At 63.4% G+C, this 13381-nt stretch carries 11 protein-coding genes; 7 read left to right on the top strand and 4 right to left on the bottom strand.

What is annotated here, in order from left to right; all coding sequences use genetic code 11:
• Nucleotides 1-79 precede the first annotated feature (79 nt).
• The 4 genes from RYH74_RS08435 to RYH74_RS08420 all read left to right on the top strand — a co-directional run bounded on the left by RYH74_RS08435 (nucleotide 80) and on the right by RYH74_RS08420 (nucleotide 4354).
• Nucleotides 80-274: a hypothetical protein gene (locus tag RYH74_RS08435; protein ID WP_085590806.1), complete on the top strand. Its 195-nt coding sequence runs from the start codon at nucleotides 80-82 to the stop codon at nucleotides 272-274.
• A 74-nt stretch (nucleotides 275-348) separates the two neighbouring features.
• Nucleotides 349-732: a glycine zipper domain-containing protein gene (locus tag RYH74_RS08430; protein WP_025339704.1), complete on the top strand. Its 384-nt coding sequence runs from the start codon at nucleotides 349-351 to the stop codon at nucleotides 730-732.
• Between the two features lie 228 nt (nucleotides 733-960).
• Complete coding sequence (locus RYH74_RS08425; RefSeq protein WP_075045632.1) at nucleotides 961-2790, top strand: SLC13 family permease; 1830 nt, start codon at nucleotides 961-963, stop codon at nucleotides 2788-2790.
• A gap of 139 nt (nucleotides 2791-2929) precedes the next feature.
• A complete protein-coding gene (locus tag RYH74_RS08420; RefSeq protein ID WP_075045633.1) occupies nucleotides 2930-4354 on the top strand; it encodes a GGDEF domain-containing protein in 1425 nt (474 codons plus the stop codon).
• Between the two features lies 1 nt (nucleotide 4355).
• On the opposite strand, the gene RYH74_RS08415 is transcribed toward RYH74_RS08420, so the two are convergent.
• Complete coding sequence (locus RYH74_RS08415) at nucleotides 4356-5117, bottom strand: sulfite exporter TauE/SafE family protein (protein ID WP_025339707.1); 762 nt, start codon at nucleotides 5115-5117, stop codon at nucleotides 4356-4358.
• 97 nt (nucleotides 5118-5214) lie between these two features.
• Here RYH74_RS08415 and RYH74_RS08410 point away from each other — a divergent pair, with 97 nt between their 5' ends.
• On the top strand, nucleotides 5215-6120 hold the full coding sequence (locus tag RYH74_RS08410) for a LysR family transcriptional regulator (protein WP_084785220.1): 906 nt from the start codon (nucleotides 5215-5217) through the stop codon (nucleotides 6118-6120).
• Between the two features lie 227 nt (nucleotides 6121-6347).
• On the opposite strand, the gene RYH74_RS08405 is transcribed toward RYH74_RS08410, so the two are convergent.
• On the bottom strand, nucleotides 6348-6695 hold the full coding sequence (locus tag RYH74_RS08405; protein ID WP_286100136.1) for a hypothetical protein: 348 nt from the start codon (nucleotides 6693-6695) through the stop codon (nucleotides 6348-6350).
• A complete protein-coding gene (locus tag RYH74_RS08400) occupies nucleotides 6695-7048 on the bottom strand; it encodes an SH3 domain-containing protein (RefSeq protein WP_075045635.1) in 354 nt (117 codons plus the stop codon). Before RYH74_RS08400 ends, RYH74_RS08405 begins: the two co-directional genes overlap by 1 nt.
• Before the next feature lie 208 nt (nucleotides 7049-7256).
• On the opposite strand from RYH74_RS08400, the gene RYH74_RS08395 reads away from it, so the two are divergent.
• Together RYH74_RS08395 and RYH74_RS08390 are read left to right on the top strand one after the other, a co-directional pair.
• Entirely contained in the window at nucleotides 7257-8300 is a 1044-nt protein-coding gene (locus RYH74_RS08395; RefSeq protein WP_317409258.1) for an alpha/beta hydrolase, read from the top strand.
• A gap of 294 nt (nucleotides 8301-8594) precedes the next feature.
• A complete protein-coding gene (locus tag RYH74_RS08390; RefSeq protein WP_025339711.1) occupies nucleotides 8595-8780 on the top strand; it encodes a hypothetical protein in 186 nt (61 codons plus the stop codon).
• A 333-nt stretch (nucleotides 8781-9113) separates the two neighbouring features.
• Here RYH74_RS08390 and RYH74_RS08385 read toward each other — a convergent pair.
• The coding region (locus tag RYH74_RS08385) for an immunoglobulin-like domain-containing protein (RefSeq protein WP_317409257.1) at nucleotides 9114-13381 on the bottom strand (4268 nt) is incomplete at its 5' end.

Here is a 13381-nt window from a genome sequence, read left to right as displayed (position 1 = left end):
TGCCAGCGAAACCAAATGGATCCTTTCCAGTCTCAGAGGGTGTGCCGTAAACCTTTGCGGATCAAGGACCTATATCGTGATGACCCGTCTTGCAAGCCTTTCGCTGATTGCCGTTGTCCTGCTGACAGCAGGGTGCCATAGCCATCGCTACCATGACGACGACGATGGCTGGCGTGACCGTGATCGCGATCGTGGCCATCGCCACCACCATCGGCATGACCGCGACGACGATGATGACAATCGTCAATACCGTGGTGACCGCTACTACCGCTGAAGCGTCTTTTTCAACCCTGGCCCGCCGCCCGTTGCGCGGCACCTTAACCTGATGATTCCTTTGAGGTTCGTATCATGCGTCTGACTCTGCCTTCCCTTGCCCTCGGCCTGCTGCTGTGCCAGGGCGCTTTCGCCGGTGACGGTACCGCCGCCATTGGCGGTGGCCTGGGTGGTGTTCTGGGTAACGTTGTCGGTCAACAGATCGGCGGCAAAACGGGGGCGGCCATCGGCGCCGGCCTCGGCGGCGCAGCCGGCAGTGCGGTAGGTGCACGCAAGGGCAACCGTACCGAAGCCGCCATCGGCGGTGGCTTGGGCTCGGCCGGCGGTTCGCTGCTGGGCGGTGCGGTAGGCGGCAAGACCGGCTCCACCGTGGGCGCTGGCCTGGGTGGCGCAGCCGGTGGTGCCATCGGCAACCACCTGGGCGACAACAACGGCAAGCACCGCCGTCACCGTCACTGATCCGGTGACCTGAGGGGCTGCTGCGCAGCCCATCACCGGGGCAAGCCAGCTCCCCCCTCGACCGCATTGACCTCAAGCCATGCGCAGTCATTGTGGGAGCCTGGCTTGCCAGCGATGGGCCGCCTAGCGGCCCTTTTTGTTGCAGCACATCAACACCCCCTTCACCGCAATCCGGCACACTGCTGCTACTGTCTATCGTGCCCCCGTGTGAAGGAACACCCCCTCCCCATGAACCAAGAGCTGCTCTGGGTCCTCGGCCTGCTGGCCATCGTCATCACCCTGTTCGTCATCAACCGCCCACGCATGGACGTGGTCGCGCTGCTGGTGATCCTCGCCCTGCCGCTGTCGGGCATCCTCACCGTGGAGCAGGCGCTGGCCGGCTTCAGTGACCCCAACGTGGTGTTGATCGCCGCCCTGTTCGTGATCGGTGAAGGCCTGGTGCGCACCGGCATTGCCTACCGTATCGGCGAATGGATGAGCGAGCGGGCCGGCAACAGCGAGGCGCGCCTGCTGGTGTTGCTGATGGTGGCCGTGGCGGGGCTGGGTTCGATGATGAGCTCCACCGGCGTGGTGGCCATTTTCATTCCGGTGGTGCTGAGCATCGCCGCACGCCTGCAGCTATCACCCGCCCGCCTGATGATGCCGCTGGCTTTCGCCGGCCTGATCAGCGGCATGCTCAGCCTGGTGGCCACACCGCCCAACGTGGTGGTGCACAGCGAACTGGTGCGCCATGGCGAAGCGGGCTTCAGCTTCTTCAGCTTCACCCCGTTCGGCCTGGTGGTGCTGGTGCTGGGCATCGGCTACATGCTGCTGACCCGGCACTGGCTGAATGGCGAAGTGCGCAAGGACGGCCGCGTCGAAAGCCGCCGCACCCTGCTGGACCTGGTGCTGGATTACAAGCTCAACGGCCGCGAACGGCGCCTGCGCATCCGCCCCCACTCGCCGCTGATCGGTCATACCCTGGGCGAGCTGGAGCTGCGCACCCGGCATGGCGCCAACGTGATCGGTATCGAGCGCCAGCACAAGTTCACCACGCGGGTGATCGCCGCCGACTCCAGCACCGTGCTGCACCAGGGCGATGTGCTGCTGCTCGACCTGTTCGCCAACCGCGACGACCTGCGCAGCCTGTGCCAGACCATGCAACTGGAGCCACTGCACTTCAAGGCCGCCTACTTCATCGACCAGTCCCAGGAGCTGGGCATGGCCGAAGTATTGCTGCCACCAGGTTCGAAACTGCTCGGCAAGAGCATCCTCGAACTGGCTTTCCGCACTCGCTTCGACCTCAACGTGGTGGGCTTGCGCCGCGAGCAGGTGGCGATCGAAGAACAGCTGGTGGAAGAAAAGCTGCGCCTGGGCGACACCTTGCTGGTAGTCGGCCCGTGGAAGGCCGTGCGCCAGTTGCAAGGCAAGCCCAAGGACTTCCTGGTACTGAGCCTGCCCGCGGAAATCGACCTGGTCGCGCCCGCCCGCACCCGCGCACCACAGGCGCTGCTGAGCCTGGCGGTGATGGTCGGGCTGATGGTCAGCGGCGCGGTACCCAATGTGATTGCCGCGCTGATCGGATGCCTGCTGATGGGCGCAGGCCGCTGCATCGACATGAACAGCGCCTACCGGGCCATCCACTGGCAAAGCCTGGTGCTGATCGTCGGCATGCTGCCCTTTGCCCAGGCACTGCAGAAAACCGGCGGCATCGACCTGGCAGTGGGCGGCCTGGTCAGCGTGCTGGGCGGTGCCGGCCCCAGCGCCATCCTCGCCTGCCTGTTCGCGGTCACGGCGGTGATCGGCCTGTTCATCTCCAACACGGCCACTGCAGTACTGATGGCCCCCGTGGCCGTCAGCACCGCCACGCAGCTGGGCATGTCGCCCTACCCGTTTGCCATGACCGTGGCGCTGGCCGCCTCGGCGGCGTTCATGACGCCGGTGTCATCGCCGGTCAACACGCTGGTACTGGGCCCGGGACAATACCGCTTCGCCGACTTTGTCAAAGTCGGCGTGCCGTTCACCGTACTGGTGATGCTGGTGACCGTGTTGATGGTGCCGTGGTTCTTCGGGCTGTGAGGTGACACATCTCGAATGAAGGCAATTTGGCATTATCTCGACCGATCGCGGCAGATTGACATCAAGTCCTCTGACGAAACACACTTATGCGCAATTGCCCCAGGTGCTTCAAGCCGTTGTCCTGGATTTCGTTTCCGCTTTGCCGGTCGAGCCCATGGTTTTTCCAGCCCAATCGCGCTTGTTGCACTACGTCGTTCTACTCGGCCTGACCTTCGCCCTGACGCTGGGCGGCATCCTGGCCCGCCCGATCGAATCCCTGTCGCTGTTCTGGCCGGTCAATGCGGTATTGGCCGGCGTGCTGCTGCGCTACCCCCGCCAGGCCACGCTGACGGGCTTTGCCCTGGTCTGGCTGGCCATGGTCGGCGCCGACCTGCTGTGTGGCAGCGCCTGGGTACCGGCCCTGTGGTTCAACCTGTGCAACCTGGGCGTGGTGGTCACCCTCTGGCTGCTGCTCTCGCGCTTGCCGCGCCTGCACCGGCGCATGCGTACCCCCCACGGCGTGCTCAGCGTGTTCGGCGCCTGTGCCGCTGGGGCGATAGTGGCGGCCAGCATGGCGGCGGCAATGGCCGCGCCGTGGTTCGAACAGTCCTTGCGCGCCACTTGGCTGGCCTGGTTCAGTGAACAGTTCTCGACCAGCGTGCTGGTGCTGCCAGTGCTGCTGACGGCGCCCTCGGCGCGATCCCTGGTGCGCGGTGGCGCCCAGGCCATCCGCCTGGCGCCGTTGTTGATGCTGCTGGCCTCGCTGGCGTCCAGCATTGCCTTCGGCGGCCCCGGGGCCATTGCCTTCCCGATTGCCGCGCTGCTGTGGTGCGCCTGGACTTATTCACCGTTCCTGGTCTCACTGCTGACACTCACCGCCGGCAGCACGCTGATCGTGGCGGTGGCGCAAAACCTCATGCATTTCAGCGTGCCGCAAAGCGAGCCCGGGGTAACCACGCTGATGTCGGCGCGCCTGGGCATCGCCATGCTGGTGCTCGGGCCGCTGGTGGTGGCCTGCGTCAGCCAGGCCAACCGCAGCCTGATGGCCCGCCTGGCGCATCAGGCCACCATCGACCACCTCACCGGCGCACTCACCCGCAGCGCCTTCACCCGCCGCGCCAACGCGCTGCTGGAAAGCCGCCAGCAACACGCCCAGGCGCTGCCGCTGACCCTGATGATGCTGGATATCGACCACTTCAAGTCGATCAATGATGCCCACGGTCATGCGGTCGGTGACCAGGTACTGCGCCAGTTCGCCGGCACCCTGCAGGACCAGTTGCACGATGGCGAACTGTTCGCCCGCCTGGGCGGCGAGGAATTTGTCGTGGTCCTCCCGGGCCTGGCACCAGACCGGGCCAAGTTCACTGCCGAACGCCTGCGCCGCGCCGTGCAGGACCTGCATGTGGTGCAGGCCGACCAACACCTGCAGATTACCGTGAGTATCGGCCTGGCCGGTTGTGCCGCCGACATGCCGGCCCCCACCCTCGACGAACTGCTGGCGCGCGCCGACCAGGCGCTGTACCGAGCCAAGGCCCATGGCCGCAACCGCGTCGAGCAGGCCGAGCCGCAACGCCAGGTGATGTGAACTAGCCGGCCAGCAAGTCCCACGTCAACTTGGCGATCAGCACGCACAACAGCACCAGGAACAGCCCGCGTACAAAGCCCGCGCCCTTGCGCACCGCCAGCCAGGTACCGGTCAGCGCACCGAGGATATTGCACGCCGCCATGGGCAAGGCAATGGCGTACAGCACGTTACCCGATGGCACGAAGAACACCAGTGCCGCCAGGTTGGTGGCGATGTTCACCACCTTTGCCGACGCCGAAGCGTGCAGGAAATCCAAAGCGAAGAAGCGGATGAACAGGAAGATCAGGAAGCTGCCGGTGCCCGGCCCGAACAGGCCATCGTAAAAGCCGATCGCGCCACCGATCAGCACCGCCAGGCACTGCTCCTTGCGGCCGATCCTTGTGGGTTTGTGTAGCGTGCCGAAGTCCTTCTTGCAGAAGGTGTAGATGGCCATCAGCACGATCAGCACCAGCACCGCCGGGCGCATCACGCTGGGCGGCACCAGCGACACCGTGGCGGCACCGGCGAACGACATGACGAAGGCACTGAGCGCGGCCGGCACGATCAACCCCCAGTCCAGCGTCACCCTGCGGATGAACGAACGCGCAGCGAAGGCCGTGCCACACACCGACGCCAGCTTGTTGCTACCGAGCAATGCCGCCGGTTGCGCGGTGGGCAGCACGTTGAACAAGGCCGGGATCTGGATCAGCCCACCGCCACCCACGGCGGCGTCGATCAGCCCTGCGGCGAAGGCGAACACGGAAAGCACAGCGATATCCATCATGACGCGGTTCCAGGCAGTGAAGACGCTGCAAGGCTAATCAAAGTGCCGCGCTTGTGTTGAAATGCCATATTGCAAAAACTGCAACGAGGAGCAGGCAATGGCATTGGACATGCTGCGGGAAATCCAGGCGTTCGTCAGCGTGGCGCACAAGCGCAGCTTCGTCGCCGCCGCACGCGCCCTGGGGCGCTCACCCAGCGCGGTCACCCGCGCGGTACAAACCCTGGAAGACAACGCCGGGAGCAAACTGCTCAACCGCAACGCCAATGCCGTGACCCTGACCGAAGCCGGGGAGCGCCTGCTGCCACACGCCGAACGCTTGCTGGATGTGCAACGTGATGCCGCCGACGAACTGGCCGCGCTCAGCGGCAGTGCACAAGGCTGGATCCGCTTCGCCGTGCCGCAGGTACTGGGTGAACATGTACTGCCCCAGGTGCTGGCCGAGTTTTCCCGCTGCCACCCCCAGGTAACCCTGGACGTGCAGTACAGCGACGGGGCCCTGGACCCGCTGCAAGGCAAGTTCGACTTCGTGGTGCGCGGTGCCTTTCCGCAGTCGAGCGAGCTGATCGGCTACCCGCTGTGGGATTACCAGCGCCACCTGTATGCAAGCCCTGAATACCTGGCCCTGGCCGGCACGCCACAACAACCCGAGGACCTCGAAGGCCACGCGCTGATCCTGCACACTGCCCCGCGCATCCTCAAGGCCTGGCACTTCTGCCGCGACGGCCAGATCACCAGCCTGCGCCCCAGGCCCAGGCTGCGCCTGGACTCAGGTGACGCGGTGTACCACAGCACCCTGGCCGGTGCCGGTATCGCCCGCCTGGCCGCCTGGGTCGGCGAAGCGCAGGTCAAGGCCGGGCGGCTGGTGCGGGTATGCCCGCAGTACCGCCTGACCTCCAGCAACGGCCACGACCCGCAGATGCATGCCGTGTACCCCGCCGGCGAGCTGCCGGCGCGGGTACGCGACCTGCTGGCTGCCCTGCGCCGCGCCGGCCTGGCCTACTGAAACAACGCCCTGAAATGGCTGTTCAAATTCTGCTCAATTTAACAGAGCCCGCCGCGGGCCTGGCTTGCAGCACTTTATCCACAGACCTACCCACGTTTTTTGTGGACAGTTTTCCCAGTGCAAAGAACGACTTATCGTACAAATCGGTAGGGTGAATCGGCCAACAATGAAGAGGAATGGGCCCGCCCGAAGGACAGGCAGGCCGCGAGGGATATAGGTGGTTAACGTCAGCTTGGCGGAATGGTGCCAAGAATACCGATCAGAATGGTCAGCAGCAGAAAACCACCCAGGAATAGCGCGAGCTTGCCCATTGGAACCTCTACAAGTGTGATGCGGGAATGGGCATATTGTCGGGCTTGGGCTGATACCGTTACAGATTCAGGTTTATGGAAAAAAAGCGGATCAGATGTGAGGGCACCGGTTCTTTTGTGGGAGCGGCCTTGCGTCGCGAAAGGGCCGCGCAGCGGACCCAGGGGTTCGATGCATCCCGCAAAATTGCCGGGGCCGCTTTGCGGCCCTTTCGCGACGCAAGGCCGCTCCCACAAGCGCTGCGTACTTGGAGCGAACGCGTACATCAGGTCAGCTGCTGAAGCTTCTGCGCAGGCAACCAGCCGAACTCATCGCTGCCGTGGCGCCTGCACCAGACCCAGCCATTGAGCGGGCGCACCATCTGCACCAACTGCCCCGGGTCGGCATCCAGTTCATGCGCCGAGTAGTGGTCCAGCGCCCTGCCCTGGCACACGCTGAGCCGCTCGATCAATTGGGCCGGCACCCAACCGGGCTCCTGGCCGGTGCAGGTGCACAGGTACCAGTCCTGCCAACCTGGCTCGCCCTCGTAGCGTGGGCCAATGTTCAGCAAGGTGCCCTTGGCGAAGCGGATGGGCCGCGGGTACTCACTGCGGTGAGGTTCAATCACAACGTAATGCATGGGCCTCTCCTTGGCCGGGAAAACTTATCGATCGTAGCAGAAGCGGCAAAACCCGCTGCGAGCCGGTGTTTGTATCTTCATGTGTACAAATTGAGACCTGATACACAAGAACGTTTCCTACGGGCCGAGCGGACACATCCGCGATACAGCCGTCATCTTTACTGACACCCATCAACCCGCACCGATGGCTTCGCCAAGGAGATGCCCGATGTCTGCCCGCCACTCGACCACCGCCCTGACACGCCGCTTCAGCCGTACGCTGCTCGCCTGTGCCCTGCTGCCACTTGGCCTGCTGGCGACCAACATGGCCACGGCTGCACCACAGCAGCCCCAGCCAGCCGCCGCAGCGGCGGATGACTTTGGCCCGCTGAAACACGTCAACGCTGGCGTGCTCGATGTGGCTTACGTAGAGCAAGGCCCGGCCGATGGCCCGGTGGTGATCCTGCTGCATGGCTGGCCGTATGACATTCACAGCTTCGAGCAAGTTGCACCCGCCCTGGCGGCAAAAGGCTACCGGGTGTTGGTGCCCTACGTACGTGGTTACGGGCAGACCCGCTTCCTGTCTGCGGCAACCCCACGCAATGCCCAGCCCTCGGCACTGGCCAGCGACGTGATCGCCTTCATGGATGCGCTGCATATCCAGCGTGCCGTGCTCGCCGGCTTCGACTGGGGCGCACGCACCGCCGACATTGTCTCGGCGCTGTGGCCAGAGCGGGTAAAGGCACTGGTATCGGTCAGCGGCTACCTGATCAGCAGCCAGGAAGCCGCCAAGGCCCCCCTGCCCCCCAGTGCCGAGTTGCAGTGGTGGTACCAGTACTACTTCGCCACCGCGCGCGGCCAGGCCGGCTATGAAAAGAACCGCCATGCCTTCGCCAAGCTGATCTGGCAAACCGCCTCGCCCAAGTGGGCCTTCGACGACGCCACCTTCGAGCGCAGCGCCAAGGCCCTGGACAACCCCGACCAGGTGGCGATCACCGTGCACAACTACCGCTGGCGGCTGGGGCTGGCCCAGGGCGAAACGCGCTTCGACCCGCTCGAGGCCAAACTGGCCAGCTTCCCCAGCATCGGCGTACCGACCATCACCCTGGAAGGCGACGCCAACGGCGCCCCGCACCCGCCAGCCGAAGCCTATGCGCAGCGCTTTACCGGCAAGTACGAGTACCGACTGATCAGCGGCGGCATCGGCCACAACCTGCCGCAGGAAGCGCCGCAGGCGTTCACCCAGGCGGTGGTGGATGCGGACCACCTGTAGCTTGCGGGGCGGCAATTGCTACATAAGGTTTCGAAAGGAACGGCAGGCCCTGGTTTGAGCCGCGTCGAGGGCCTGCATTGTCGAAAACCGCTTGTGCCCAGCTACCGCGCGGTGTTGAGGCGAATTTGAAAGACACGATTTGAAATGCGGCTTGTAGGATCTTTTACCTCGCAGTGTAGGAAGAATCGAAGTAGTGAGATTTGCCTGTATGAAACATCAGTTTCTCCAGCAAATTCGAGCTGCTACGGTCCAGTTTTCCTACAACGGCACGGAAGCCTACAGCGTGAGAAAAGCATGGATCCGTTCAATACCTCGGCCCTGAAGCTGCAGAAGAATTTGCTTAACCTGCGCCTTGAGCGTGATCGCCTGAGAAGGGAGGGCAAGGACAAGGAAGCGGACGAACTCGCGGCACCGATCGCGCGGATGGAGGCAGCTATTCAAAAGCTGCCGGATGGCATGAAGCCGGTGACCCTGCAGTAAAACCTGTGGGCGATGTCTAGCGAGACCCGGACTTTGCGCCAAGCCATGAGAGGTGTGTTGCCTGTGCTGGCCCTTTCGCGGGCACGCCCGCTCCCACAGGATCCTCACGGTACTCAAGACTTGCACAGTACCTGTGGGAACGGGCGTGCCCGCGAATGGGCCAGCACAGGCAGTCGAGAAACTTGAGGGGATTCAACAATAACCACAGAAGACACCTGACTCACCATCGGCAAGCCCACTCTGACGGCCTACAGCCTGAGCGTCACGCCCTTCATCGAAACAGGCCGCCGGGGGGAACCTTGCAGCGGCCTGGCGGCCGCCGCGGGGCGTGGCTCATTGCCCGGAGTGGTCGATCTTGATGGTTGGATCACCACCACTGACCAGCGAACTGACCGTGGTGTTCGACCAGTTCACACCTTCGAGCTTGATCGACACGTCAGCGCTGCTGGTGTCACCGCCGGGTGTGAACTTGCCCTGGGTGCTGACCTGCAAGGTCGACTCGCCATCGACCGTGGTGATCTTCAGGTAGCTGTCGATGGCCGACAGCGATTCGCCCTGCAGCAGGGCACTCAGGTCCAGGCGGTCGCCTTCTTCAGCATTGAAGTTCCTGACCACGTCATGGCCGGTATCACCTGCCGTCCACACGAAGGACTCGGCGATGCCGCTGCTGCCGGTGACGGTGCTGTCCCCTGCCCCCACGAACACGATGTGGTCCTCGCTGCCAAGCAGGGACGTGGAGGCGCTGTCCGATGTGTCGCTCGCCATCAGCGACATCGTGCTCATCGACGCCGACGAGGCTGCGTCACCATGGGATGTCACCACGAACGAGCTGCTTGCCGAATCACCATCGTGGTCGGTGCCGATGACATGGACCGTGAAGTTCAGGTCGCTGGCAGGTTTCTCCTCTACATAGGTCAGTTTGGTGAAGGTGGTGTCAAGCGTACTCTTGCTCGGGGCCGCCAGGGTAATCGTGTCGAAGGCGTGCCCGGCAAGGCCCGCGAAGTCACTGGCCAGAATCTTTATGGAGTCGGAGCCAGAGGTGATGGTGTACGTCTTCGTTGCTTCATGCACAACACCATTGGCGTCCTTGTAGGAGGCGACGATATTGACGTCACCGCTGACCTGAAGCCGCGCAATGCCTAGCGTGACTTCTTTCATCGAGACGGCGTGCTGCAGGGCATCGGTGAACGCCACGGAGAACTTTTCGTTGGCAGAGAAGTGGTTGTTACCCACCCCCAGCCCATTGCCGACGTTGATCGTCGGCTTCCCTGTAGCACTGGCCAAGGCTTCGAAGGTGGCCGTTATGCCACTGTTGAAAGTGACAGGCAGGGTTGAGGTATTCCCGGATTTCAAACTTTCCAGGTTGAACGTATCTCGGCTACCTTCACGCATGCTGTTCTGGGTGACGGTGTAGTGCCCATCCGCTCCCAAGGCAAGCGTGAACACCTTCGTGGTACCGTCGAAAACTTCCACCGTGGTGCCGCTTGCATCCGTTGCCTTGCTGCTCCAGCCCGAAGGCAGGCCAACGATGGTGCCGAACTTCAGCGTGCCCACGCCATCACCGCCCGCCAGGAAGTGCGTGTCGCCAACCGCCGTGTACCCGACAGTGTTCCACATGCCGGCATTGTCACTGGTGGCGAAGGTCGGGCTGTCGTCTTCGACGCTGATCGTCAGCGTGCCGGTCGATGAGGTGCTGCCGTCGGAAACGCTGACACCAACGTTGAGGGACAGTACATCCTCGGCCGCCTGGTTCGGATGGTCGAGCGGCCCCTTCAGCTCCACGGTGTAGTTGCCGGCGTTGTCGATCCTTATTTCGATCACGTCCTTGCCACCGGCCGTGCCGGTCAGGGTCTTGCCGCCATTGGACAACGCCCATTGCACACTCTGGCCAGAGGACGTCAGCGCTGTCGATGGTGCTGCCAGGCTGACCGAGAGGTTGGCCGACGGCGTATCGATATCGCTGACCGTCAGCTTGCCAGCGTACAACTTGCTGTCGCTTTGGTCGGCTGGTGAACCGACGGTATCTTTGTTCCCGCCGATCAGCCCCTCTTCGGACACCAGCGCGGCCCCCGAAGTGATGGTTGGCGTGGCATTGGTCATGCCCACCGCAACGCTGGCGCCCGGGACCAGGTTCTCGAACACCTTGCTACCCGTGCCATTCTGGGTGATCTGGTCGATGCCCACGGACACGCTGCCGCCACCCACGAAGACACCGTCGGGAATGGCACCTTTCACCGTGCCGGTGGTGCTGCCCGCCGCCACCATGATGGTCAGGCCATTGTCCAGCTTGATGGTCAGGCCGCCATGGTTGCTTGCGCTCATGCCAGCCGGCGCTTCCAGATTGACCGTGTAGGTCACCTCCTGGCCCTTGGCTGCCGGGTTGGGCGAAGCGCTCAGCACGACCGTCACGGTGTTGATGGTATCGGTGACCGTGAGGGTCGTGGTCGCGCTGGTGTTCAGGTTTTCGAAGTTGTGGGTGCCTGCATTTGTCACGCTGATGGTCTGGGTTTCACCGTCACGGAATACGTCATCGCTCTGGGCCACGAACGGTGCGGTGGTCGCGGTGGTGGCGTCCTTGGCGAAGCTCAGGGTCTGACCGTTGCTCAGAGTAACGGTGAAGGCCTGGCCTGCCGGGTGGCTCAGGGTGCCGGTGATGGTCGTGGTGTGACCTTCCTGCACGGTATTACCGGTGAGGGTCAGCGTCACTTCATCACCGCCATTCGGCGTACCCGGGGTGCCAGGGTTACCTGGGGTACCCGGTTCGTCGGTGATTTGCAGGGTTACCGGGTAGCCTTTGACCAGGTTTTCAAAGACCTGTTTGCCGGTGCCTTGCTCGGTGATCCCGTCGATGGCGATGCTCGGAGCACTGCTGCCGACATAGACGTCATCCGCCAGGTTAGCGGTTTGCGAAGCGCTGACCTGGCCCGCAGGAATGTTGATCACCTCTCCGTTGCTCAGCGCGATGGACAGACCACCGTGCTGACTCAGGTCGGCACCGGCCGGGCCACTCAGGGTGATGGTGTAGGTCACCGCCTGACCTTCCATCGCCGGGTTCGGCGAGATGCTCAGCTCGGCCTTCACGGTGTCGACGGTATCGCTCACGGTGACTGTCGTGGTCGCGCTGGTGTTCAGGTTTTCGAAGTTGTGGTTGCCCGCATTTGTCACGCTGACGGTCTGGGTTTCGCCGTCACGGAATACGTCATCGCTCTGGGCCACGAACGGTGCGGTGGTCGCGGTGGTGGCGTCCTTGGCGAAAGTCAGGGTCTGGCCGTTGCTCAAGGTGACGGTAAAGGCCTGGCCTGCCGGATGGCTCAGGGTGCCGGTGATGGTCGTGGTGTGGCCTTCCTGCACGGTATTACCGGTGAGGGTCAGCGTCACTTCATCGCCGCCATTCGGCGTGTCTGGGGTGCCAGGGTTGCCTGGCGTGCCCGGTTCGTCGGTGATTTGCAGGGTTACCGGGTCGCCTTTGACCAGGTTTTCAAAGACCTGTTTGCCGGTGCCTTGCTCGGTGATTCCGTTGATGGCGATACTTGGAGCACTGCTGCCGACATAGACGTTGTCCGCCAGAACACCCGACTGCGAGCCACTGATCTGGCCCGCTGGGATGTTGATTACCTCGCCGTTGCTCAGTGCGATGGACAGGCCACCGTGCTGAGTCAGATCGGCACCGGCCGGGCCGGTCAGGGTGATGGTGTAAGTCACCGCCTGGCCTTCCACCGCCGGGTTCGGCGAGATACTCAGCTCGGCCTTCACGGTGTCGACGGTGTCGCTCACCGTGACAGTCGTGGTGGCGCTGGTGTTCAAGTTCTCGAAGTTATGGGTGCCTGCATTCGTCACGTTGATGGTCTGGGTTTCGCCGTCGCGGTACACATCATCGCTCTGCGCCACGAACGGTGCGGTGGTTGCGGTGGTGGCGTCCTTGGCGAAGGTCAGGGTCTGGCCGTTGCTCAGGGTGACGGTGAAGGCCTGGCCTGCCGGGTGGCTCAGGGTGCCGGTGATGGTTGTGGTGTTGCCTTCCTGCACGGCATTGCCGGAGAGGGTCAGCGTCACTGCATCGCCGCCATTCGGCGTGCCCGGAGTGCCAGGGTTGCCTGGGGTACCCGGCTCGTCGGTGATCTGCAGGGTCACCGGGTCGCCTTTGACCAGGTTTTCAAAGACCTGTTTGCCCGTGCCTTGCTCGGTGATGCCATTGATGGCGATGCTTGGGGCACTGCTGCCGACATAGACGTTGTCCGCCAGAACACCCGACTGCGAGCCACTGATCTGCCCAGCTGCGATGTGCACCACTTTGCCGTTGCTCAGCTCGATATCCAGGCCCCCATGCTGGGTCAGGTCGGCACCGGCAGGACCGGTCAGGGTGATGGTGTAGGTCACCGCCTGGCCTTCCACCGCAGGGTTCGGCGAGATGCTCAACTCGGCCTTCACGGTGTCGACGGTATCGCTCACGATGACGGTCGTGGTCGCGCTGGTGTTCAGGTTTTCAAAGTTGTGGCTACCGGCATCGGTCACGCTGACGGTCTGGGTTTCACCATCCTTGAACACATCATCGCTCTGGGCCACGAACGGATTGGTGGTCGCAGTAAGCGCGCCCTCGGCAAAGC

Origin of the sequence: Pseudomonas sp. LSJ-87 (genome assembly GCF_032971465.1) — a bacterium.
In the GTDB taxonomy this organism is placed as follows: domain Bacteria; phylum Pseudomonadota; class Gammaproteobacteria; order Pseudomonadales; family Pseudomonadaceae; genus Aquipseudomonas; species Aquipseudomonas putida_Z.
This window is presented reverse-complemented; position numbering and strand designations above follow the sequence as displayed.

Excerpts from the sequence above, each read along its gene's own strand:
- RYH74_RS08430 (WP_025339704.1), top strand. The coding sequence starts at position 349 with ATGCGTCTGACTCTGCCTTCCCTTGCCCTCGGCCTGCTGCTGTGCCAG.
- RYH74_RS08415 (WP_025339707.1), bottom strand. The coding sequence starts at position 5,117 with ATGATGGATATCGCTGTGCTTTCCGTGTTCGCCTTCGCCGCAGGGCTG.
- RYH74_RS08390 (WP_025339711.1), top strand. The coding sequence starts at position 8,595 with ATGGATCCGTTCAATACCTCGGCCCTGAAGCTGCAGAAGAATTTGCTT.
- RYH74_RS08400 (WP_075045635.1), bottom strand. The coding sequence starts at position 7,048 with ATGCATTACGTTGTGATTGAACCTCACCGCAGTGAGTACCCGCGGCCC.
- RYH74_RS08405 (WP_286100136.1), bottom strand. The coding sequence starts at position 6,695 with ATGTACGCGTTCGCTCCAAGTACGCAGCGCTTGTGGGAGCGGCCTTGC.
- RYH74_RS08425 (WP_075045632.1), top strand. The coding sequence starts at position 961 with ATGAACCAAGAGCTGCTCTGGGTCCTCGGCCTGCTGGCCATCGTCATC.
- RYH74_RS08395 (WP_317409258.1), top strand. The coding sequence starts at position 7,257 with ATGTCTGCCCGCCACTCGACCACCGCCCTGACACGCCGCTTCAGCCGT.
- RYH74_RS08410 (WP_084785220.1), top strand. The coding sequence starts at position 5,215 with ATGGCATTGGACATGCTGCGGGAAATCCAGGCGTTCGTCAGCGTGGCG.
- RYH74_RS08435 (WP_085590806.1), top strand. The coding sequence starts at position 80 with ATGACCCGTCTTGCAAGCCTTTCGCTGATTGCCGTTGTCCTGCTGACA.